The following is a 22,900-nucleotide window of genomic DNA, read 5'->3' on the forward strand; positions in this document are numbered from 1 at the left end:
CCCTATCGTTCGCAAAAGGTCAGAGCTTGTCGATGAAGGCGAAGAGCTCGTCGTCCGAGGCGAGGTCGAGCGCGGGCTCCGCGCCGAGGCCGTCCAGTCCATCGAGGGCCTCCCGCAGGACGTCCGCCAGTCGCCCGCGGTCCTCGTCATCCGCGCTCGGCAGGACCTCGGCCAGGGCCTCGCGCAGCCGTTGCGCCGGGTCGGGCGGGGGCGGGAGGAGCTCGCCGAGCAGGTGCGCGGCCAGCAGCTCGACGGTCGGGTGGTTGAACAGCAGCGACGCGGGCAGCCGCAGCCCGGTGCCGGCCCCGATGCGGTTGCGCAGCTCCACCGACGTCAGCGAGTCGATCCCCAGCTCGCTGAACGGCTTCGCCACCTCGACCGACGCCGGCGACCGGTGCCCCAGCGCGGTGGCGACCTCCGTCCGGACGAAGCCGGTCACCGTCGCGGCGGCCGTTTCCCGGTCCAGCCCGGTGAGCTGCCCGGCCAGGCCCGCCGGAACCGGTGCGGCGGCCGGGACAGCGCGGCGCGCCGGGACGAGACTCCGCAGCACGGCGGGGATTTCGTCGGCCGCCCGCAGGGCCGCGGTGTCCCAGGAGGACGCCACGACCGTGCCGGACAGCCCGAGCGCGGCGTCGAACGCGGCGAGCCCCTGCGCCTCGCTGATCGGGCGGACGCCGGTCAGCCGAGCGCGGTCCGTGGCGGTCATCGCGGCCGTCATGCCGGTGGCCGTGTCCCACAGGCCCCACGCGATCGACACGCCCGGCAGCCCGCGGGCCGCCCGGTACTCCGCCAGCGCGTCGAGGGACGCGTTGGCGGCGGCGTAGTTCGCCTGCCCGCGGTTGCCGAGCACCCCGGCGATCGACGAGAACAGCACGAACGCGGCGAGGGGCTGGTCTTCGGTGAGCTCGTGCAGCAGCCAGGCGGCGTCACGCTTGGGCCGCAGCACGGTTTCCAGCTGCGCCTTCGTGAGCCCGGCGAGGGTCGAGTCGTCGAGGATCCCGGCGGCGTGCACCACCCCGGTGAGCGTCTCGCCGGCCAGGGCGGCCGAAAGCGCGGCGCGGTCGGCGACGTCGGCGGCCACCACCCGGACGCGGGCGGCCAGCCCGGCCAGCCGGGCCGGGACGTCCCCGCCGCGGCGGGAGACCAGCAGCAGGTCACCGACGCCGTGCGTGGTCACCAGCCGCTCGGCGACCAGGGCGCCGAGCCCGCCCGTGCCCCCGGTCACCAGCACCGTGCCGCCGCCGAAGTCCACAGTGGACGGCTCGGGGGCGTACCGCGCCAGCCGGGGCACGAGCACCGCGCCGTCGCGCACGGCGAACTGCGGCTCGCCGGCGTCGAGCGCCGCCGCAAGGACGGCGCCGGGGCGGGCACCCGCGAGGGCGAAGCGGCCGGGGTGCTCGGCGATCGCCGAGCGCACCAGCCCCCACACCGGCGCGCCTTCGGGTGAACCCGGGTCCTGCAGGAAGACCAGCTTCGAGCCGTCGCACCGCTCGTCGAGCAGCCAGCGCTGCACCAGGTCGAGCACGGCGGGCAGTTCGTGCGCGGTGGTGAGCACGACGGGCGGGACGACCGCGGGCAGCTCCGTGCCGATCACGGTCCACTCCCGGTCGGTGCCTTCTCCCACCGAGGCCGGCGTCCATTCCACGCGGTGGAGCTCCGCGGCCGCCTTCGTCCCGGCGGCGGGCCGCAGCAGGAGCGACTCGATGCCGCCGAGCGGCGTGCCGGCGGTGTCGTAGAGGGTGACCTCGACACCGGTGGCCGCCGAGCCGGACAGCCGGGCCCGCACCGAACCCGGCAGCGGCGAGGTGATCCGCAGGCCGCCGAAGGAGAACGGGAGCAGCAGCTCGGTGCCGTCGAGCACGAGGGCGTGCAGGACCGCGTCGAGCACCGCGGGGTGGGCCGTGAACTCGCCTTCGGCGGGCAGGGCCACCTCGGCGTACCGGTCGTCGCCGTCGCGCCACAGCGCGGTGAGCCCCTGGAAGGCGGGGCCGTACTCGTAGCCGCGGGCGGCCAGCCGCGGGTAGGCGCCGTCGAGGTCGACCGGCTCCGCGCCGAGGGGTGGCCAGACCGGCAGGGGCGGGGCGGCCGGGAGCGCAGGGCCGACCGTGCCGGTCGCGTGCCGGGTCCACGGCCCGTCGCCGAGTCGCGTGTGGACGGTCAGCGGGCGCCGGCCGGTCTCGTCCGCCCGGCCGAGGCCGACCTGGACTTCGACGGCGCCCGACGCGGGCAGCGCCAGCGGTGCTTCGAGCGTCAGGTCCTCGACGCTCCCGCCGTCCGCCGCTTCGAGGGCCAGCTCGGCGAACCCGGTGCCGGGGAACAGGACCGTGCCGCGGACCGCGTGCCCGGCCAGCCACGGCAGTGAGGTGCGGGAGAGCCGTCCGGTGGCGATGAGGCCGTCGCCGTCGGCGACCGGGGTGGGGGTGCCGAGCAGGCCGCCGGAGTGGCCGGTGAGCCAGTAGCGCTGCCGGTCGAACGCCGAGACCGGCACGTCCGGGTGGCGGGTGACCGGGCCGAGCAGCCGCGGCCAGTCGACGCCGGCGCCTCGGACGTGCGCCGCGGCGAGGGCCAGCAGGAACCGGCGGCGGCCGCCTTCCCCGCGGCGCAGCGTGCCCACGGCGGTGCCGTCGATGGCCGCGTCGGCGAGGATCTCCTGCACCGCGCCGGCGAGGATGGGGTGCGGGCTGATCTCGACGAACAGCGGCCGACGGTAGCCGGCGAAGGCGCGGACGGCGGCGTCGAACCGCACCGGCTCGGCCAGGTTGCGGTACCAGTAGCCCGGGGTGAGCTCCGAGCCCGGCAGGAAGCCGCCGGTGCAGGAGGAGCAGATCGTGGTGGCGGTGTCGGCGGGGGCGAGTTCGCCGATCTCTTGGAGCAGTGCCTCGCGGACGGCCTCGACGTGCGGGGTGTGCGCGGCGTACGCCACCGGCGTGCGCCGGATCTGGACGTCCGCGCAGGCGGCGGCGAACTCTTCGATCGCGGCCAGGTCGCCGCCCACGACGGTGCCGACCGGGCCGTTGTCCACGGCCGGCCACAGGCGCCCGGCCCACGGGCCCAGGCGGTCCCGCACCTGCGCCACGGGCAGGCCGACGGCGAGGATGCCGCCGGTGCCGTCGAGCTCGGCGGTGAGGAGCCGGCTGCGGACGGCGATGATCCGGGCGGCGTCGGCGAGCGGCAGGGCCCCGGCGACGACGGCCGCGGCCAGCTCGCCCTGGGAGTGGCCGACCACCGCGGCCGGAGCGACCCCGGCAGCCTGCCACAGTCCGGCGAGGGCGACCATGACGGCGAACAGCACCGGCTGCACGACGTCGGTCCCCTCCAGTCCCGGCGCGCCCTCGGCGCCGGTGAGCACGTCGAGCACCGACCAGCCCGTGTGCGGCTGCAGCGCTTCGGCGGCGTCGGTGAGCAGCCGCGCGAAGCCCGCGTCCGCGGTGAGGAGTTCGGCGGCCATGCCCGGCCATTGGGCGCCCTGGCCGGGGAAGACGAACACGGGCTGGGCATCGCCCGCGGCGGTGCCGGTGACGAGCGCGGGGTGCGGGGCACCCTCGGCGAGAGCGGCGAGGGCGGCCACGAGTTCGGCGCGGTCTTCGGCGACGACGACCGCGCGGCAGCTGCCGGGACGGCGGCGGGCGAGGAGCGGACCGGTGGCGGCGAGGTCGATGTCGGACGCGGTTTCGGCGTAGGTGCGCAGGCGGGCGGCGTGGGTGCGGAGGGCGGTGTCGGTGTGCGCGTGCAGGGGCCAGACCAGCGGCTCGGCGGCCGCGGTGGCGGGGATTGCGGTGCTGGTGCGGGATGGCTGGGCGGGCGCGGCTTCCAGCACCACGTGCGCGTTTGTCCCGCTGATCCCGAAGCTCGACACTGCAGCCCGCCGCGGCCGGCCCCACTCCGGCCACGGCTGCGGCTCCGACAGCACCTCGACCCGGCCGCTCGCCCAGTCCACGTGCGGGCTCGGCACGTCGGCGTGCAGCGTGCGCGGGATCGTGTCGTGCCGCAACGCCTCGACCATCTTGATCACGCCCGCGACCCCGGCCGCGGCCTGGGTGTGGCCGATGTTGGACTTCAGCGACCCCAGCCACAGCGGCGTTTCGCGGTCCTGCCCGTAGGTGGCCAGCAGCGCGTGCGCCTCGATCGGGTCGCCCAGCGCCGTGCCCGTGCCGTGCGCCTCGACCACGTCGACGTCCGAAGTGGACAGTCCACAAGCACCCAGTGCCCGGCGGATGACCTGCTGCTGTGCCTGGCCGTTCGGTGCGGTGAGGCCGTTGCTGGCCCCGTCCGAACCGGTCGCGCCGCCGCGCAGCAGTGCCAGCACCGGGTGGCCGTGGCGGCGGGCGTCGGACAGCCGCTCCAGCACGAGCATCCCGGCGCCCTCGGCGAACGCCGTGCCGTCGGCGTCGGCGGAGAACGCCTTCGCGCGGCCGTCGGCGGACAGGCCGTTCTGGCGGGTGAAGTCCACGAGGTTGCCGGGCTCGGCCATCACCGTGACACCGCCGGCGAGGGCCAGCGAGCAGTCGCCCCGGTGTAGGGCGTCGACGGCCAGCTGGATGGCCACCAGCGACGACGAGCACGCGGTGTCGACGGTGAGCGCGGGCCCGCGCAGCCCGTAGGTGTAGGCGATCCGGCCGGACGCGACACTGGGGGAGGTGCCGGTGAGGCGGTGGCCGTCGACGAGCCCGGTCGGCTCGTGCAGGCGCGGGCCGTAGTCCATCGCCATCGCGCCGACGAACACGCCGGTGTCGGTCCCGGCGAGCGCGTCCGGCTCGAGCCCGGCGCGCTCGATCGCCTCGTGGCTGATCTCCAGGAGCACCCGCTGCTGCGGGTCCATGGCCAGCGCCTCACGCGGGCTGAGGCCGAAGAACGCGGGGTCGAACCGGTCGGCGTCGTGCAGGAACCCGCCGAACCGGGTGGCGCACGAGCCGGGGCCGGCCTCGCCGAGGAGCGTGTCGAGGTCCCAGCCGCGGTTCGCGGGCAGCTCGGTGACCGCCTCGCCGCCCGCGGCGACCAGGTCCCACAGCTCGGCGGGGGAGGTGACGCCGCCGGGGAAGCGGCAGCCCATGGCGACGATCGCGATCGGATCGCCCTGCTGCGGCGCGGCTTCCGCCGGAGGAGCGGCATCGCCCGGCCGTCCGCGCAGGTGCGCGATGAGATGAGAAGGTGTCGGGAAGTCGAACAGCAGCGTGGTCGGCAGCTTGAGCCCGGTGGCCGCCTGCAGCCGGGTGCGCAGCTCGACCACGCTCACCGAGTCGAAGCCGAGGTCCTTGAACGTGCTCGCGGGGTCGATGCCGCCGGTGCCGGCGTGGCCGAGGACGGCCGCCGCGGTGGCCAGCACCAGGTCCGCGACCTGCGCCGGATCGACGGCGACCGGCGCGGCCGCCACCTCTTCGCCGAGCCAGTGCCGGGTCCGCTGGAACGCGTACGTCGGCAGGTCCACCAGCCGCTCGCCCGGCACCTCCCACCGCACGCCCGCCCCGGCGGCGAACGCCTCGGCGACGCTGCGGCGCAGGCGGTCGCGGCCGCCGTCGTCCCGCCGCAGGGTGCCGACCACGGCCACGGCCCGGCCGGCGGCTTCTGCGGTCTCTTCGATGCTGCCCAGCAGCACCGGGTGCGGGCTGCACTCGACGAACCGCGCGCCGCCGGCGGCCAGGGCGCACGCGGTCGCCTCGGCGAACCGGACCGGGCGCCGCAGGCTCTCGAACCAGTACGCGGCGTCGAGACCCGCGGTGTCGAACGGCTTTCCGGTGAGCGCCGAGACGAAAGCGACCGAAGTGGACACCGGACGGACCGGGGCCAGCAGCCGCAGGATCTCCTCCCGCAGCGGGTCGACCGCCGCCGAGTGCGACGCGTAGTCGACCGGCAGGATCTTCGCGCGGTAGCCGTCCCCGGTGAGCCGGGTGTGCAACGCCGCCAGCGCGTCCGACGGCCCGGACAGCACCACCGACCGGGTGCCGTTCACGGCGGCCACCGACACCCCGGCCGGCAGCAGCGGCACGACCGTGTCCTCGGGCGCACCGGCCGACATCATCCCGCCGCCGCGCGGCATCCCGGCGATCGCCCGGCTGCGCAAGGCGACCACCCGGGCCCCGTCGGCCAGGGACAGCGCGCCGATCGCGGTGGCGGCGGCGATCTCACCCTGGGAGTGCCCGACGACGACCGACGGCGTCAGTCCCGCGTCGCGCCAGACCTCGGCCAGCGACACCATGACCGCCCACAGCGCGGGCTGGACGACGTCGACGCGGTCCAGGTCGGCGGTGCCGTCGCGCAGGTCGGCCAGGAGGTCGTAGGCCACGAACTCCGCCAGCGCGGCCGAGCACTCGGCCAGCCGGCGGGCGAACACGGGGGAGTCGCGCAGCAGCGCACGGGCCATCTCCGGCCACTGCGAACCCTGCCCCGGGAACACGAGGACGTCGGCACCGTCGACGGTCCGCCCCGTCACGACGTGCTCCGAAGGCGTGCCGGCGGCCAGCGACGCGAGGTCGTCGAACACGACCGCGCGGTGCTCGAAACGGTCCCGGGTGCGCAGCAGCGACCGGGCGACATCGCCGTGGGGCAGCTCGGGGTGCTCGGCGAGGTGGCCGGCCAAAGCGCGGGCCTGGGCGGTGAGAGCGGCGGCCGAACGTGCCGAGAGCACCAGCGGGACGTCTTCGGCGACGGCATCTTCCGGCGGGGTGGCCGGTGGAGCTTCGGCCACGACGAGGTGGCAGTTGGTACCGCCGACGCCGAACGAGCTCACCCCGGCGACGAGCCGGTCCTGCGGCCGCGGCCAGTCCCGGCCCTCCCGCACGACTTCCAGGTTCAGCGTCCCGAACGGGATGGCCGGGTTCGGCGTGGCGAAGTTCAGGCTCGGCGTGAGCCGGCGCTCCTGCAGGCACACCAGCACCTTCAGTAGCCCGGCGATCCCGGCGGCCCCTTCGAGGTGGCCGACCACGGTCTTCACCGAACCGACCTGCAGCGGCGCCGGGCGGTCCCCGGCGAACGCGGCCCCCAGTGCTTCCGCCTCGATCGGGTCGCCGACCGGCGTGCCGGTGCCGTGCAGCTCGACGTACTGGACGTCGGACGGCGCGACGCCGGCGTCGGCGCACGCCAGCCGGATCACCTCGGTCTGCGCCCCGGCCCGCGGCACGGTCAGGCCCGCGCCGCCGCCGTCGTTGTTCACCGCGCCGCCGAGCAGGACCGCGTGGACGCGGTCGCCGTCCGCGAGCGCGGCGCTCAGCGGCTTGAGGACGACCAAGCCGCCGCCTTCGCCGCGGACGTACCCGTCGGCCCGGCTGTCGAAGGTGTGGCAGCGGCCCTGCGGGGACAGCGCGCCGAAGCGGTCGACGGTCTCGGTCGCGGATGCGAGCAGGTTGAGGTTCACCCCGCCGGCGAGCGCGACGGCCGCGGTGCCGCGGCGCAGCTGCTCGGCCGCCAGGTGCACCGCCACCAGCGACGACGACTGTCCGGAGTCGACGGTCAGGCTCGGGCCGCGCAGCCCGAGCACGTAGGAGACGCGGTTCGCGATCAGGCTCCGGTGGGTGCCGGTGAGGGTGTGCGGGCCGGCCCCGAGGCGGTCGTGCAGGAGGGCGTAGTCGCCGGCGATCGCGCCGACCACGACGGCGGTGCCGCTGCCGCGCAGCGTGCCGGGCGCGATCCGGGCGTCCTCGCACGCCTCCCACGCCAGCTCCAGCACCAGCCGCTGCTGCGGGTCCATCGCTGCCGCCTCGCGCGGGGAGAACCCGAAGAAGGAGGCGTCGAAACCGTCCACATCGGACACAAAGCCGCCGCGCCCGGTCCCGTCGCCGTCCGCCCACCGCCCCGGCGGGACCGCGCCGACGGCCTCGCGGCCCTCGGCCAGCAGCCGGCGCAACCGCGCCGGGGAAGGGGCACCGGGCAGCCGGCAGGACATGCCGACCACCGCGATCGGCTCACCGGGAGCAGGCAGGGAAGACATAGTTCACCCATCGTCGGAAGGGGTCGCAGAAATCGGGAAATGCGCTTCGTGCCGGCGGTTGCGGGAATTCCCGGTGGTGCCGGTGGATTCCGATCGTGCGGGCTGCGCACCCCGTTCGTCAAGGGGTGTTTCCAGGGCGCGCGGTGGCAGGCAGGCGACGGCAGGAAGCTGCCACCGCCAGCGGGCCACCCGGCTGGAGCAACGGGGGTGGGGTACTGCGCCGAACGGTGTGGTCAATTGCTCTGACCTGCGAAAACACGGTAGAAGGCCGGCGCGGGTGATGTCACTCCGGTGACCGCGCGGGCACAGCAGGTACACCTGGGTGCCCCCATCCCCACGTACGTACCGAATCTGGGTGAGGACTACCCATGCCCGGGTGGGTGGGTAGTTGCTTCAGTGGTCCCCGTACCGCCACGGAACCGACGGCGGTGCCTTTTCCGGTTGCTATTTCCCCGTGCTCGAAGAAAAGGAAAGCGATGGCGAACACGACGGAAGCCGCGGCGGCGCCGCATCGCCGCGCCGGCGGTGTGCTCACCGTGGGCGGCGTGCCCGTGGACCGGCTCGCGGCGCGGGTCGGCACCACCCCCTTCTTCGCCTACGACCGCTCGCTCGTCACCACCCGCGTCGAGCGGGTGCGGGCCGCCCTGCCCGGCGACGTCGAACTGAGCTACGCGGTCAAGGCCAACCCCATGCCCGCGCTGCTGCACCACCTCAGCGGCCTCGTCGACGGCCTCGACGTCGCCTCCGCCGGGGAACTGCGGCAGGCGCTCGACACGACCGTCCCACCGGAACGGATCAGCTTCGCCGGGCCCGGCAAGACCCCGGCCGAGCTGGCCCGCGCGGTCGCCGCCGGCGTCACCGTGGAGCTGGAGTCCACCACCGAGCTGGCCCGCGTGCGGGAGGCGGGGGACCGCCTCGGCCTCACCCCGCGCGTGGCACTGCGGGTGAACCCGGACTTCGCCGTGCGCGGGTCCGGCATGCGCCTGGGCGGCGGCCCGCAGCAGTTCGGCATCGACGCCGAGCGCGTGCCGGCCGTGCTCGCCGAAGTCGGCGCCGCGGGACTCGACTTCCAGGGCTTCCACGTCTTCGCCGGCTCCCAGAACCTGCGCGCCGAAAGCCTGTGCGAGGCCCAGCGCGCGACGGTCGAGCTGGTCCTGCAGCTCGCCGAGGCGGCGCCCGGCCCGGTGCGGTCGGTGAACCTGGGCGGCGGCTTCGGGATTCCCTACACCGCCCGCGACACGGCACTGGACCTCGACGAGGTCGGCGAGAACCTGGCGAAACTCCTGGACGTCTCCCTGCGGCCCGCGCTGCCCGAAGCGCGCGTGGTGATCGAGCTCGGCCGCTACCTGGTCGGCGAGGCCGGGGTGTACCTCACCCGCGTGGTCGACCGGAAGGTCTCCCGCGGCACGACGTTCCTCGTCGTCGACGGCGGCCTGCACCACCAGCTGGCCGCGTCCGGCAACTTCGGCCAGGCCATCCGGCGCAACTACCCCCTGGTCCTGGCGTCCGCGCCCGGTGGTCCCGAAGAGACGGTCACCGTGGTCGGCTGCCTGTGCACCCCGCTCGACCTGCTCGGCGACCGGGTTTCCCTGCCCGGGGCGGCGATCGGCGACCTGATCGCGATCTTCCAGGCCGGCGCCTACGGCCTGACCGCCAGCCCCACCGCCTTCCTCGGGCACCCGGCGCCGCCCGAAGTCCTCGTCTGACCCCCGGAGGGAACACCGTGCAGACCACCGTGCCGACACCCGGAGCGGCCGCGCTCCGCGCCGTCCCCGATGCCGTCCCCGAACCGGCCTCCGTGACAACCGGGGCTTCGCCCCGGGCCGGGGGCTCCGCCACCCGGAACCCCCGCAACGACGCCGAGCCCGGTTTCCGCGTCCTGGGCCTGCTGCAGGTCCACGGCCGCGAGCCGGTCGTCGTCACCGCCCGCCGCCAGCAGGTGGTGCTCGCGCTGCTGCTGCTCAACGGCAACCGCGTGGTGCCACTGGAAGTGCTGCTCGACGCGCTGTGGGGTGCCGCGCCGCCCGCGACGGCCCGGGCGCAGGTCCAGACCTGTGTGTCGGCGCTGCGCCGGGCGCTGGCGAAGGCCGGGCTGGGGGAGCGGATTTCCGCGCGCGGCAGCGGGTACTGCCTCGACCTCGCGCCCGGGGAACTGGACCTGCACGCGTTCGAGGCGCTGGTGGCGCGCGGCCGGGCGGCGCGCCGCCCGGAGGACGCGCGGGCCGCGTTCCGCGAGGCGCTGGCGCTGTGGCGCGGGGAGCCGCTCACCGGCATCGACAGCGGGGTCGTGCGCGCCCACCAGGTGCGCATCGCCGAGCGGCGGGTGGAGGTGCTCGAGGACTGCCTCGACGCCGAGCTCGAGCTGGGCCTGCACCGCGAGGTCGTCGGGGAGATCTCGGTGCTGACCGAGGAGTACCCGCTGCGCGAGCGGTTCGTGCTGCAGCTGATGACCGCACTGCACCGGTGCGGCCGCCGGGTCGAGGCCCTGTCGGCCTACCGGGCCGTGCGCCGCCGGTTCGTCGACGAGCTGGGCCTGGAACCCGGCGCCGCCCTGCGCGAACTGCACCAGGACATCCTCGCCGGTTCGGGCGAGGCACCCGCGGCCGGCTGGGCGCCGCCGCGCATGCTGCCGGCGCGCCTGCCCTACTTCACCGGGCACGAGCGGCTGCTGGCCGGGCTCCGGCGCGGCCTCGCCGACGACGGTCCCGGTGCCGCCGTCGTCACTGTCCTCAGTGGACGCGGCGGGGTCGGCAAGTCCGCCGTGGCGGCGGAAGCCGCGCACCGCGCCGCGCCCGCCTTCCCCGACGGGGTGCTCTACGCGCGGCTGGCCGACGAGGACGCCGCCGACGTGCTCGCGCGGTTCCTGCACGCGCTCGGGGTGCCCGCGGCCGAGATCCCCGAAGAGCTGGACGGCCGCGCGGCGCTGTACCGCAGCGTGCTCGCCGGGCGCCGGGTCCTCACCGTGCTGGAGGACGCGGCGAGCCTGTCGCGCGTCACGCCGTTCGTGGCGGACGCCCGCGGCTGCCGGCTGCTCGTCACCACCCACGCCCGCGTGGCGTCGCGGCCCGGCGTCACCGTGGCCGAGCTGGACGTGCTGGACGGCGCGGAGGGCGTCGAGCTGCTGTCGGCCCTGGTCGGCGAGGACCGCGTGACCGCCGAGCTGTCCGACGCGGTCGAGCTGGTGGAGCTGTGCGGCGGGCTGCCGCTGGCCGTCACCGGGGCCGCCACGCACGTCGCCGCGCGGCCCGGCCGCACGCTGGCCCAGGCGGTGGCGCGGCTGCGCTCGGAGGACGACCGGCTGGGCCGGCTCGGCGCGGGCGTCCGCGACGCCGCCGGGCGCGGCCTCGGCGACCTGCCGGGCCCGGCGCGGGAGCTGTTCGCCCGGCTGGCCCTGCTCCCCGCGGGCAGCTGGCCGGGCTGGTCGGCGACGGCGCTGGCCGACGTCGGTCCGGCCGAAGCGGCCGACGCGCTGGAGGCGCTCGTCGACGCGCGGCTCGTCGACGTGGCCGGCACCCGCTACCGGCTGCCGCCGCTCACCCGCCTGCTCGCGCTCGAACTGCTTGCGGCGCAACCACTTCCCGATCGCGCGGCGGCGTCACGGCGGCTCTTCGGCGCGTGGCTGCACCTGGCCGACCAGGCCCGCGGGGTCGCGGTCGAGGGCCTGCCGCGGACGCCGGTGCCGGCTGTCCCCGGCGACCCGCGCACGTGGTACGACCGCGAGCACACCGGTCTGCTGGCCGCGGTGCGCCAGGCCGCCGACGCCGGGGAACCCCGCTACTGCGCGGAACTCGCGCTCGCGGTGGCCGACCTGGCCGGCGAACGCGGCTGGTACGCGGACTGGCGCGAAAGCGGCGAAACGGCGTTGAGCGCGGTGGTCCCGGCGGGCGACCGGCGCGCCGAGGCGGCGCTGGAGCGGTCCCTCGGCGAGCTCGCGGTCCGCGAGAGCCGCTTCGCCGACGCGGCCGGCCGCATCACCCGCGCGCTCACCGCGGGGGAGCAGGCGGGCGGCCTGAGCTGGGACGAGCTGGTCCGCGAAGTCCTCGCCGGGGTCGGCCGCGCCCGGGCTTCGGTGGCGGTGGACTCGGCGTTGCCGGCCCCGGTGCCGGGAGGGTCGGCGGAGGGCAACCGGACGGCTTCGCCCCGGGTTGCTCTGGGACGCAACCAGTACGACCTGGCGGCCGACCGCGCCCAGGGCGACGGGGCGCCCCGGTCGACGGGCCGTGCGGGACACCGCCGCCTGCCGCGGCCGCGCCCGATCTCGTGGCGCCGGGAGTCCGATTACCCGGAAGAGGCGTGATGGCGGGCGCTGCCGGGGTTGGTGTGCGGCGGCCGCCTCGGGCATTGCCACCTGCTCAGCCCGCTCGTGTGGTGCCGGCCGGCTCGGGCGCCGCCGCCTGCGCAGCCCGACCGCGGGGTGCCGGCCGCCCCAAGCGTCGCCGCTGCCCAGCCCAACCGAGGGGTGCCGGCCGCCTCGGGCATCGCCGCCTGCGCAGTCCGCTCGCCCCCGCGCGCCGACCGCCTCTTGCCGCGCCCGATCCCGTGCCGTCGTGAATCCCCGTCACCCCGAAGAAGCCTGATCGCGGAGGAACCCCCATGACCATCGGTGCCGCCCTGCCCGCCGGCGACCTCTCCGGGGCCGCCAACAGCGTCGAAGAACTCCTCGCCCAGACCCGCGAGGCCGCGGCCGCCGGGCTGCGCTCGGTGTGGTTCTCGCAGCTGTTCGACCACGATGCCCTGACCCTCGCCGCCCTGGCCGGGCGGGAGGTGCCCGGCATCGCCGTCGGTACCGCCGTGGTGCCGCTCTACCCCCGGCACCCGCTGCACCTGGCCGCCCAGGCGCAGACCGCCCAGGCCGCCACCGGCGGCCGGTTCACCCTCGGCCTCGGCCTGGGTGTGCAGAGCCTGCTGGAACCGGCGTTCGGCTTCGAATACCCGCCGCCGATCACGTCCCTGCGCGAATCCCTCACCGTGCTGCGCGACATCTTCGGCGGCAGCCGCCCCCTGTTCGACGGCGAGACCCTCACCGCCTGCCCGCCCCTGCCCACGACGGTCCCGGGCGGCGGCGACGTCCCGATCGTCGTCGCCGCCATGGGACGGCAGGCCCTGCGCGTGGCGGGCGAGCTCGCGGACGGCACCCTGCCGTTCCTGGCGGGCCCGCGCGCGCTGGCCGGCCACATCGTCCCCACCCTCACCAAGGCGGCCGCCGACGCCGGACGCCCGGAGCCGCGCGTGATCGCGGCGGTCCCGGCGGTGGTCACCGACGACCCCGGCCCGGTGCGCCAGATCGCGGCGGTGCACCTCGGGTACTACGGCGACATCCCGTCGTACCGCCGGATCCTCGACGCCGAGGGCGCCACGCACGCCGCGGACCTCGCCCTGATCGGGGACGAGCGGGTGGTGGAAGCGGGCCTGCGCCGGTACTTCGACGCGGGGGCCACGGAGATCGTCCTGATCCAGTCGGGCCTGCGCTCGGCCCGTGAACGGCTGCGGACCTGGCGGCTGGCGGGATCACTGAACACCCGCACGCCCTGACCGGCCGCCGAGCGGGGTTTCGGATCGGCCGGGCCGCGACGGTGAGGATGCGCGACATCCCCGTCACGGCCGCGGGCCCGGATCCGCCGCCGGCGAGCAGCGCGCCGAACACCGAGGTGCCGATCGTGCGGAACATGGTCGCCGTCGCCGCCCCGATTCCGCGGCCGGGACGGCGCTGTCCGGGCTCACGGACCTGCACCGCCTGCCTCCCGAAGAGGCGGTGCCCAGTCTGGTCCGGACCGCGCCGACGCTCACCGAAGCCGCGCTCGGCAAGGCGGCTCCGGTGAGCTGAGAACGTCAGCTCGGCACGACGAACAGGTGGGTCATCGCCGAGGTGTGGTTCGGCGTCGACCCGCTCACGCCCGTCTCGTCGGTGAGCCCCGCTGCCGCGCCGCCCACCGAGCCCGGGTTGCCCGCCACGTACGTCGTCGTCACCTTGGCGCTCACCTGTGTGCAGCCCGGGTTGACCGGGACCTTCGTGTACAGCGGGATCGCCGCGTGGTTGGCCCCGCGGACCACCGTCTCCTCCGTCTGCGCGGCCGGTGCGCTCGCGCAGTCCGGGCCGCCCGAGGTCGTGGCCGTCAACGTGAAGCGGGCCGTCGAATAGTGGATCGGGCTGTCCGGGGTCGGTTCCGGGCCGCGGTGGAACTCCACGTCCGCGATCACCGCCAGCTCCCGGTAGCCCGCCGGCAGGGTCGCCGTGACCACCGGCGCCACCGTCGTCGACGTGACCGGGAGGTTGCCCGCCGGGAGGGACCGCTGGATGGCCGTCCCGTCCGCGTCGCCGCCCACCGCCGTCGAGGCGAACCGCAGCGTCCCCGACACCGTTTCCCGCGCTTCGAAGGCCGACGTCGAAGCGGTACGCAGGTACAGCGTGCAGCTCAGGGCGCCGCTCGTCGTCGCCGTGACGAGGAACCGGTTGACGATCTCGATGTCCCGCAGCGCCGGGTCCGGGTGCGTGGCGGGCAGCACGTTCTCGCCCAGCACGACGTTGGACGCGCCAGCACCTGTACACCGGATCTCGTTGTCGATCAGGTTCGCCTGGTCGGCGTCGTAGGCCCGAAGTTCCGAGTAGACGTAGGCGGTGGCCCCGGCCGTCAGCTGCGTCCCGATCGTGGCCAGCGGCACCACCTTCTGGGTGGCCTTCGCCGGGGGTGTCGGGGCCTTGGGCACCCCGGTGACGACGACCGGGCCGAAGTCCTGGCTGGTCGCGGCGCCGGCGGGGGTGCCGCCGAGCCCGGTCAGGGCCAGGGCCAGGGCGAGGCCGGCGCACTTCGTGCGGTTGTTCATGCGTTCCTCCGGTGGCAGGGTCTCGCCATCCCCTCGGCGGGTGATATCGGCGAACCGCGCCAACGTAACGAGCTGGGCCTACACGGGACCTACACGCCGTGGACGCCCCTTTCGGGCGATCAAAGCGCCGGTCAGGTCTGCTACGTTCCCCATCCGGGGTGGGAAAATTTTGGGCGAGACTGCGCGGTTCGGGATCCTGGGTCCTCTGCACGTCACGAACGGGGGCCGGCCGCTGAAGCCGGCGGCGCCGCGGCAGCGGGCGTTGCTCGCCGCGCTCCTGGTCCGCACCCCGCAGCCGGTCGGGCTCGGCGCCCTCGTCGAGGCGCTGTGGGGCGAGCGGCCGCCCGCTTCCGCCGTCGCGAACGTCCACACCTACGTCAGCCGGCTGCGCCGCGACTTCGCCGGGATCGGCCTGCGCGACCTGCTGGTCACCGACGGCGGCGGCTATCGCCTGCGGATCGACCCGGGCCGGCTCGACACACGGATCTTCGAAGCCACGGCGGACGCGGCCCGGACGGCGCTGGCCGCCGGTGACGCCGGCAAGGCCGTGACCCTCTGGGAACAGGCGTGGACGACGTGGCGCGGGGAACCGCTCGAGGACGTCCCGTGCGCCGGCTGGCTGGAGGTCGAGGTGGCGCGGCTGCAGCAGACGGCCGCCGCGGCCCGGGAGGACTTCGCCGACGCCCGGCTGGCGGCCGCCCAGTACCGCACGCTGATCCCCGAACTGGCGGCGCTGGTGCGGCAGCAGCCGTTGCGGGAGGGGCTGTGGCAGCGGCTGATGCTGGCCCAGCACCGGGCCGGCCGGCGCGCCGAAGCGCTGGACACCTACCGCGCGTTGCGGGACGTGCTCGTCGAAGCGCTCGGCGTCGAACCGTGCGACGCGGTCCGGGAACTGCACGAGCGGGTCCTCCGCGGCGAAGGGCCCGAAGACGGCGACGCCGTGCGGCCCATGCAGCTGCCGCCCGACATCGACGACTTCACCGGCCGGGCCGCCGAAACGGCCGAGCTGCACCGCCTGCTGACCCGCCCGTCGCGGTCGGTGGTCACCGCCATCACCGGCAAGGCCGGGGTGGGCAAGACGGCGCTGGCCGTCCGGGTGGCGCACGAGGCGGGCGAGCACTTCACCGGCGGCCAGCTCTACGTCCGGCTCGGCGGACCCGGCTCGTCGCCGCGCGAGCCGGCCACCGTGCTGGCGACCCTGCTGACCGCGTTCGGCGTGCACCCGCACGCCGTCCCGGCGGACCTGGAGGCCCGCGCCGCGCTGTACCGGTCGCAGCTGGCGGCCCGGCGGGTGCTGATCGTGCTGGACGACGTCGCGAGCATGGCGCAGATCCGCCCGCTGCTGCCCGGATCGCCCGGGTCCGCCGTGCTCGTCACCAGCCGCGGGCAGCTGGTGGGCGCGCACACCGTGCACCTGGACGTGCTCGGCGCCGACGAATCCGTGCGGCTGCTGGCCTCGATCGCCGGCCCGGCGCGGATGGCGGCCGAACCCGACGCCGCCGCCGCGGTGGCCCGCTACTGCGGCAACCTCCCGCTGGCGCTGCGCATCGCGGCGTCCCGGCTGGCCCGCCGCGGCCAGTGGACCGTCGGCCGGCTGGCCGCGCGGCTCGCCGACGAAGGCACCCGGCTCAACGAGCTGCGCATCGACGACCTCGAAGCGCGCGCCGGCCTGGCGTGGAGCTACGAGGCCCTGGACGCCGTCCAGCAGCGGGCGTTCCGGCTGCTGGGCCTGCTCGACGTCCCGGACTTCCCGGCCTGGGTGGTCGCCGCGCTGCTCGAGACCGGCCTGCCGGCGGCGGAGGACATCCTCGACAGCCTGGTCGACGTGCACCTGGTGGAGGTGTCCGGGACCGGCCGCTACCGCTTCCACGACCTGCTGCGGGTCTTCGCCCGGGAACGCGCGAACGCCGTCGACCCGCCCGCCGAGCGGGCCGCGGCGCTGCACCGGGCGTTCGGCGCCTGGCTGGGCCTGGCCGTGCGCGCGGAATCCGGGCTGCCGTGCCGGTTCCTCAAGGTGCGGCTCACGGCCGGGCTCGGCGCGCCCTTCGACGACCGCACCGCCGGGGAACTGCTGGCCGACCCGCTCGCCTGGCTGGACGCCGAGCGGGACGCCCTGGTCGCCGTGCTCGAGCAGGCGCTCGCCCTGGACATGACCACCTTGGCCTGCGACACCGCCTGCGCCCTGACCACCCTGTTCGACCTGCGCAGCCACTACGACCTGTGGGAGCACACCCACCGGCTCGCCCTGGCCGCGGCGATCCGCACCGGGGCGCGGCGCAGCCGGGCGATCCTGCACCAGGGGCTCGGCGCGCTGGCGTTCTACCGCGACCGCTACGGCGAGGCGAACGAGCACTTCGGGCAGGCACAGGAGCTCTTCGCGGAGATCGGGGAGAGCCGGGGGCACGCCTACGCCAGCCTCGGGCTCGGCAGCGTGCACCTGTTCCACGGTGCGCACGCCGAGGCGGCGGCCGAGCTGGAGCAGGCGCGGGGCACCTTCGACCGGTGCGCGGACACCGCCGGGGCCGCTTTCGCCCTGCAGGCACTGGGCATCGTGCACCGGACCGAGGGACGGCTCGGGGAAGCGGCGCGGTGCCTCGGCAGCGCCCTGACGGCCTTCCGCGCGCTGGGCAGCCGGTACGGCCAGGCCTGCGCGCTGTTCAGCCTCGGGCTGCACCACAAGGCCCGGGGCGACCGCGATGCGACCGAGCGGGCACTGACCGAGGCCATCGAGCTGTTCCACGCGGCCTCCTGCCCCCGGGACGAGGCGCTCGCGCTGCACGTGCTCGCCGCGACCTGCGCGGAGCAGGGCGATGCCGACCGGGCGTCGAGCCTGATGTCCCGGTCGCTGGCGGTGTTTTCCCCGGACGACGAAAGCGCGGACAAGGCGTCGGTCCTCTACAGCCTCGGCTGGGTGGCGCACCGCAACCGGCACTTCGCCGAATCCGCCGCCTGTTTCGCCCGGTCCGCCGAGCTGTTCGGGCGGCTGGGCATGCGGGTCTCCCACGAGCGGGCGGTGTCCACCCGCCACCGGCTGGGGCTCAGCGTCCCGAGCCGGTGAATCCGATGGTCTTGACCAGGTGCCGTTGCAGCAGCACGAAGACCAGCAGGCACGGGACCCCGGTGACGGTGGCCGAGGCCATCAGCTGTCCCGCGGTCAGGTGTCCGGCCTCCAAAGTGGACAGTCCGACGGTCAGCGTGCGCATCCCGTCGGACTGCGCGACCACCAGTGGCCACAGGAAGTCGTTCCAGTGCCACAGGAAGACGAACACCGCCAGCGTGGCCAGCACCGGGCGGCACAGCGGCAGCACGATGCTCAGGTACACCCGCCAGTCGCCGGCGCCGTCGACGCGCGCGGCGTCGAAGACCTCGTCGGGCAGGGCCGCGACGAACTGCCGCAGCAGCAGGACGGCCTGGGCGTTGGCCAGCGTCGGCACGATCAGCCCCGCGTAGGTGTCCGACCAGCCGAGCCGGGAGATCACCACCACCGACGGCATCAGCAGCGCGTGGAACGGCACCATCATCGTGGACAGCAACGACCACAGCAGCACTTCGCGGCCGGCGAACCGCTTCCGGGCGAACACGTAGGCGGCCATCGACGCCGACAGCAGCACCGCCGCGACCGAGACCACCGAGTAGATCACCGTGGTGAGCGTCCAGCGCAGGAAGCTCTCGGTCGAGAGCACGCCGGCGAGGTTGGCCAAGGTGAGCGCGTCCGGCAGGCGCCGGGGGAGTGCGCTGCCCGGCGACAACGCGACGAGCAGCATCAGCACGAACGGGCCGACGGCCGCCAGGGAGGCCGCGGCCAGCAGCGCGGCCGGCCAGATCCGGCGGCCCATCACGGGTTCCGTTCGAAGGCGCGGCGCTGGGTGAGCGACACCAGCAGCACGATGGCCCACAGCGTCACCCCCGCGGCGGCCGCGCGGCCCACGTCGAAGTACCGGAAACCGTAGTCGTACACCGCATACGCCAGCGTGTAGCTGGCACGGGCCGGGCCGCCGCCGGTCATCACGTACACGGTGTCGAAGACCTGGAACGCGCTCACGGTTTCGACCACGACGACGAAGAACAACGCCGGCCGCAGCGAAGGCAGCAGCACGTGGCGGAACCGCTGCCACGCGCTCGCGCCGTCCACCTTGGCCGCCTCCAGGCAGTCGGCCGGGACGTCGCCGATGCCCGCGAGGAGCACGAGCATCGCGTAGCCGAACCCCTTCCACACCCCGACCACGGCCAGCGCGGGCAGCACCAGCCCGGGCTGCCGGAGGGCGCCGGTGGGTTCCAGCACCCACCGCCAGACGACCCCGCCGAGCACCAGGCTGGTGGCGTACGGCGCGAGCAACGCGGCGCGGAACAGACCGCGCCCCCACGGCACGACGTGCAGCAGCACCGCGGTGGCCAGCGCCGTCACCAGGGTGAGCGGCACGTAGAGGGCGGCGTAGCCGAGCGTCGTGCACAGGCTGTCCAGGAAGACCGGGTCGGAGAACAGGCTCCGGTAGTTTTCCGTGCCGACGAAGCGCGAGTCCCCGCCGAGGTGGTACTCGCTCAGGCTGAGCCCCACCGCCCCCAGCATCGGCAGGAACCGGAACATCCCGAACAGCACCAGGACCGGCAGCAGGAAGACGAGCACCGTCCATGCCCGGCGCAGCCGGGCCATCAGCCCCTGCCGAGCAACGCGTCGGCCTCCGCGGCGGCCTCGGCGAGCGCCTGTTCCGGGGTCTTCTCGCCGAGCAGCGCGGCCTGCAGGTGGGGCGCGAGCAGCCCCATCACCTTCCGCGCCTGCGGGTGGGCGTCCCCGGCCGAGGTGAAGGGCAGGGCCTGGGCGAACGCCTTGTCGACCGCGTCGGCCGACGGCGGCGGCGCGTCCGCCCACGGCCCGAAGAAGCCGGAGCGGGTGCAGAGCTCGCCGGCCACGGCCGGCGACGTCAGGTAGGTGAGCAGCTTCCGCGCCACCTCCGGGTGCTTCGCGCTGCGCAGCAACGACAACGCACCGGGAGTTCCGAACGTCACCCGCGCCCGGTTCTGCAGCGGCAGCCCGATCACGGTGTTCTCCGGGCCGATCGCGGCGACGACGGTGCGGGCCGCGGCCGCGGTCATCGCGTGCGACATCGCGGCCCGGCCGGTCACCATGGCGTCGTCGGCGAGCCCGCTGCGCTTGGTCGCCGCGTCCCGCGGCAGGCCGCCCGCCGCCTCGAGGCCGACCAGGAACCGCAGCGCCGACACGCCTTCCGGCGACGCGAACGCGCTCCTGCGGCCGTCGGGGGTGAACACGCTGCCGCCCGCCTGCCACAGCAGCGGGTAGAAGGTGAGGTTGAGCGTCTCCTCGGTGGAACCCGAGTAGTCGAGCACCGGGACGCCGTGGGCGGCCAGCTTCGGGGCCGCGGCCGCCACCTCGTCCCACGTCCGCGGCAGCTGCGTGATTCCCGCTTCCGCGAACAGCTTCCGGTTGTACACGGTGGTCGTCACGGTCCGGTACAGCGGCACGCCGTAGGACCGGCCCTGCACCTGCAGCGCGCCGACCACCGCCGGCGGGTACGGGCGCGGGCTGCCCGCGACCACGTCGTCGACCGGGGCCAGCGCGTTTTCCCCGGCGTACTGCGGGATCATGTCCGACTGCAGCAGCACCACGTCGGGGCCGTTGCCGGCCATCAGCGCGGCCCCGAGCTTCTCCTGACGGCCCTCCCACGGCTGCAGCTCGATCCTGAGGTCGACGCCGGTGTCGTGTTCGAACCCGGCCTCGACCCGGTGCCAGTAGGCCCGGCTCTGCGCCTGGTCGGCGATGACCGGGTACATCCACAGCGTGACCGTGCCGCCCGGCGAGCCCGGGCCGCAGGCCACGAGCGAAGCCGCGATCAGCGCGGACACCGCGAGCACGGCCGCGGTCCTCATGCGCCCGGGTCCGGTTCCCCGGCGAGGCCGAAGAGGGCGGCCGCGTTGCGCCACATCACGTGGTCGTACTGCTCGTCGGTGAGCCCGTCCTCCAGGACCACGCCCAGCGCGATCGCGGGATCGACCAGGGTGCTGTCCGTGCCGAACAGCAGCTGGCCGAGCGGCACCCGGTCGAGCGCGTACCGGAACCGGCCGCGGTCGGTGATCGAGCAGCACGGCTCCAGGTAGAGCCGCTCGTGGCGGCGGGCCGCCTCGACCGCCGCCCGCCACGCCGGGCCGCCCATGTGCCCCGCGATCACCCGCAGGTCCGGGAACCGCTCCAGCACGTCGACCAGCCCCAGCACGGTCTCGTCCCAGGTGTGGACCAGGACCGGCAGCCCCGCCTCGGCGGCCAGCCCGAGCGCGTCCCGGACCTCGGCCGACAGCAGCGGCCGGTCCGGGTACGTCGTGTGCACCTTGACCCCGACGAACCGGCCGCCCGGCTGGTACTTCTCCAGCTCCCGCGCGGCGGTGCCGAGGTCGTTGGGGTTCACCACCACGTACCCGAGCAGGCGCGGGTGGGTGTCGAGCACCTCCGCCAGCCACCGGTTGCCCGACACCATGTCGTAGGTGACGGCTTCCGAAGCGGAGACGATCTGGCGGTCGATGCCGTAGCGGTCCATCAGCGCGAGGTTCAGTTCGGCACTCCCGACGTCCGTGCTGAAGAACCACGGCCCGGCGTGGCCGTGGACGTCGATGATCATGCCTCGTCCGCCAGCCACGCCGCGGCCGTACCCCCGGCCACCTGCCGCCACGCCCCGTCGTCGAGCCCCGCCGTCCGCAGCCGCAGCGCCGAGGGCAGGACGTCGTGCAGCGGGGCCCGCGACCCGTAGGCCAGGTGGTGCGCGCCCACCTCGCCCGCGATGCGCTCGATCGAGTCGGGCCCGCACAGCAGCCGCGTCGAGGCCACGAACCCCGGTTCGCGGCGGGCGAGCACGACGAAGTCCGCCACCCGGTAGGCGTGCACGTCGAGGAAGCACACCCGCGCCCCCCGGCCGGCGAACGGCCGCCAGAACTGGCTGAAATCCCCGCTGGTGAGCAGGACCATCCCGTGGCCGACGGCGACGTCGACGATGTGCGCCAGCCCCGCCGAATCCGGCTCGACCCACTGCTCCGGCGGGAACAGCCGCAGCAGCCGCACCCCGGACGCGGCCAGCCGCGGGATCTCCGCCTCCGCGGCCAGCGCGTCCCGCACGTCGACCGCGCCGACGGGCACGAACCGCGTCCGGTTTCCGGCCTTGCGCAGCTCGTCGTTGCCCGCGCGGGCGTCGAACAACGCCCCCCGCAGCGGGCAGACCAGGCCGCGCCGGATCCGGTGCTTCACGTGCAGCCCGGTCGCCGCGTCCAGGGACGCGTCCAGCCGCCGGCTCGGCAGCGTGCCGAACAGCACGTCGACGTCGATGTCGATCTCCTGCCGCCCGGCGGGCACCGGCGGCCAGGGTGACCTGCTCACCTCTTCCCCCGTCCGCCGGAATGGGTGGGAGCCTGCCGCGCGGGCCTACACGATCGCTACACGTGCGCCCGTCAGGAACAGGCGCTGACCCCGCGGTGGCAGATCACGCCCTTGAGGGCCTGCCCGGTTCCGTCGGTCATCCAGAGGTCGACTTCACCGGCCCCGCCGGAGACGTCCGCGGAAAGGGAGAACGGCGCCGACGTGGTCGAGTCGCAATGCGTGCTGGAACTCTGGTAATCCAGGCGGGTGGAACCCGCCCACGCCGACGCGTACACCCGCCGGCACCCGGTGGCCTTGAACGTGCCGGCGACGCCGACCGACCGGTTGTACCAGGTGACGGTGCCGCGGTAGTAGCTCGCGCCGTACGTGATGTCGAAGGTGCTGGTGGGGTAGGCGGCGCTGGCGGGCTCCGCCGCGAACACCACCCCGGCGGCCGCGGCCACCACCGCCACGGCCGCGCCGATCTTCCTCGTCGTCATTCGTTCTTTCAGCGTCATCGGAACTCCCACGGTTCGGGTAATGCGAACAACGCGGAATCTATTGGGCCGCCGTTACACGTGCGCCATACGTTCCCTACACGACATCGGTGACACCCGTCCGGGTTCAAAAGGTTTATCCCGGCAAATCGCGGTCCGCCGCCGCCGTTTTCACTCGTCAAGGCGATCATGATCTTGTTCCGGTGGCCGGTCCGCCGAATCGTCGGTTAGCGTGGGCGCGGCCCGGGAAACGGCGCGCCACAAGCGCTTCGCCGACCGGTTTCGCCGAAGGTGTCCCGAACAAGA

Annotated in this window: 12 protein-coding genes; 4 read left to right on the forward strand and 8 right to left on the reverse strand. The window is 75.1% G+C overall.

The genetic code is table 11. The annotated features are described in order from the left end of the window. Nucleotides 1-19 precede the first annotated feature (19 nt). A complete protein-coding gene (locus AB0J55_RS02925) occupies nt 20-7,921 on the reverse strand; it encodes a type I polyketide synthase (protein WP_364241878.1) in 7,902 nt (2,633 codons plus the stop codon). Nucleotides 7,922-8,397: 476 nt separating this feature from the next. On the opposite strand from AB0J55_RS02925, the gene AB0J55_RS02930 reads away from it, so the two are divergent. From AB0J55_RS02930 to AB0J55_RS02940, 3 genes are all read left to right on the forward strand, one after another. After that, complete coding sequence (locus AB0J55_RS02930; protein WP_364241880.1) at nt 8,398-9,627, forward strand: pyridoxal-dependent decarboxylase, exosortase A system-associated; 1,230 nt, start codon at nt 8,398-8,400, stop codon at nt 9,625-9,627. Nucleotides 9,628-9,644: 17 nt separating this feature from the next. Beyond that, nucleotides 9,645-12,218, forward strand: a complete 2,574-nt coding sequence (locus AB0J55_RS02935) for a BTAD domain-containing putative transcriptional regulator (RefSeq protein ID WP_364241883.1) — start codon at nt 9,645-9,647, stop codon at nt 12,216-12,218. Between the two features lie 296 nt (nt 12,219-12,514). Further along, nucleotides 12,515-13,453, forward strand: a complete 939-nt coding sequence (locus AB0J55_RS02940) for a TIGR03564 family F420-dependent LLM class oxidoreductase (RefSeq protein WP_364241886.1) — start codon at nt 12,515-12,517, stop codon at nt 13,451-13,453. A gap of 297 nt (nt 13,454-13,750) precedes the next feature. Here AB0J55_RS02940 and AB0J55_RS02945 read toward each other — a convergent pair whose 3' ends face one another. Beyond that, nucleotides 13,751-14,743: a hypothetical protein gene (locus tag AB0J55_RS02945; protein ID WP_364241887.1), complete on the reverse strand. Its 993-nt coding sequence runs from the start codon at nt 14,741-14,743 to the stop codon at nt 13,751-13,753. 169 nt (nt 14,744-14,912) lie between these two features. Between AB0J55_RS02945 and AB0J55_RS02950 the strand changes: the two genes are divergently transcribed. Beyond that, the gene (locus AB0J55_RS02950; RefSeq protein WP_364241890.1) at nt 14,913-17,801 is read left to right on the forward strand and encodes a BTAD domain-containing putative transcriptional regulator; all 2,889 of its coding nucleotides are present in this window, start codon (nt 14,913-14,915) and stop codon (nt 17,799-17,801) included. Here AB0J55_RS02950 and AB0J55_RS02955 read toward each other — a convergent pair. The 6 genes from AB0J55_RS02955 to AB0J55_RS02980 all read right to left on the reverse strand — a co-directional run bounded on the left by AB0J55_RS02955 (nt 17,782) and on the right by AB0J55_RS02980 (nt 22,615). Further along, complete coding sequence (locus AB0J55_RS02955; protein WP_364241893.1) at nt 17,782-18,579, reverse strand: carbohydrate ABC transporter permease; 798 nt, start codon at nt 18,577-18,579, stop codon at nt 17,782-17,784. The genes AB0J55_RS02950 and AB0J55_RS02955 overlap by 20 nt on opposite strands. Then, nucleotides 18,579-19,394 carry a sugar ABC transporter permease gene (locus AB0J55_RS02960; protein WP_364241896.1) on the reverse strand — a complete coding sequence of 272 codons (816 nt, stop codon included), beginning with the start codon at nt 19,392-19,394 and terminating at the stop codon, nt 18,579-18,581. The genes AB0J55_RS02955 and AB0J55_RS02960 overlap by 1 nt, the downstream gene beginning before the upstream one ends. Then, the gene (locus AB0J55_RS02965; RefSeq protein WP_364241899.1) at nt 19,394-20,626 is read right to left on the reverse strand and encodes a sugar ABC transporter substrate-binding protein; all 1,233 of its coding nucleotides are present in this window, start codon (nt 20,624-20,626) and stop codon (nt 19,394-19,396) included. The genes AB0J55_RS02960 and AB0J55_RS02965 overlap by 1 nt, the downstream gene beginning before the upstream one ends. Beyond that, entirely contained in the window at nt 20,623-21,369 is a 747-nt protein-coding gene (locus tag AB0J55_RS02970; RefSeq protein WP_364241901.1) for an amidohydrolase family protein, read from the reverse strand. Before AB0J55_RS02970 ends, AB0J55_RS02965 begins: the two co-directional genes overlap by 4 nt. Continuing rightward, entirely contained in the window at nt 21,366-22,118 is a 753-nt protein-coding gene (locus tag AB0J55_RS02975; protein ID WP_364241904.1) for a hypothetical protein, read from the reverse strand. The genes AB0J55_RS02970 and AB0J55_RS02975 overlap by 4 nt, the downstream gene beginning before the upstream one ends. A gap of 71 nt (nt 22,119-22,189) precedes the next feature. Next, nucleotides 22,190-22,615, reverse strand: a complete 426-nt coding sequence (locus AB0J55_RS02980; RefSeq protein WP_364241907.1) for a hypothetical protein — start codon at nt 22,613-22,615, stop codon at nt 22,190-22,192. Nucleotides 22,616-22,900 lie beyond the last annotated feature (285 nt).

The sequence above is a fragment of the Amycolatopsis sp. NPDC049688 genome, from assembly GCF_040674975.1.
Lineage (GTDB): Bacteria > Actinomycetota > Actinomycetes > Mycobacteriales > Pseudonocardiaceae > Amycolatopsis.

What these genes read in the sequence shown, in the direction of transcription:
- AB0J55_RS02925 (WP_364241878.1), bottom strand. Translation starts at nt 7,921, where the DNA reads ATGTCTTCCCTGCCTGCTCCCGGTGAGCCGATCGCGGTGGTCGGCATG.
- AB0J55_RS02930 (WP_364241880.1), top strand. Translation starts at nt 8,398, where the DNA reads ATGGCGAACACGACGGAAGCCGCGGCGGCGCCGCATCGCCGCGCCGGC.
- AB0J55_RS02940 (WP_364241886.1), top strand. Translation starts at nt 12,515, where the DNA reads ATGACCATCGGTGCCGCCCTGCCCGCCGGCGACCTCTCCGGGGCCGCC.
- AB0J55_RS02945 (WP_364241887.1), bottom strand. Translation starts at nt 14,743, where the DNA reads ATGAACAACCGCACGAAGTGCGCCGGCCTCGCCCTGGCCCTGGCCCTG.
- AB0J55_RS02955 (WP_364241893.1), bottom strand. Translation starts at nt 18,579, where the DNA reads ATGGGCCGCCGGATCTGGCCGGCCGCGCTGCTGGCCGCGGCCTCCCTG.
- AB0J55_RS02960 (WP_364241896.1), bottom strand. Translation starts at nt 19,394, where the DNA reads ATGGCCCGGCTGCGCCGGGCATGGACGGTGCTCGTCTTCCTGCTGCCG.
- AB0J55_RS02965 (WP_364241899.1), bottom strand. Translation starts at nt 20,626, where the DNA reads ATGAGGACCGCGGCCGTGCTCGCGGTGTCCGCGCTGATCGCGGCTTCG.
- AB0J55_RS02970 (WP_364241901.1), bottom strand. Translation starts at nt 21,369, where the DNA reads ATGATCATCGACGTCCACGGCCACGCCGGGCCGTGGTTCTTCAGCACG.
- AB0J55_RS02980 (WP_364241907.1), bottom strand. Translation starts at nt 22,615, where the DNA reads ATGACGCTGAAAGAACGAATGACGACGAGGAAGATCGGCGCGGCCGTG.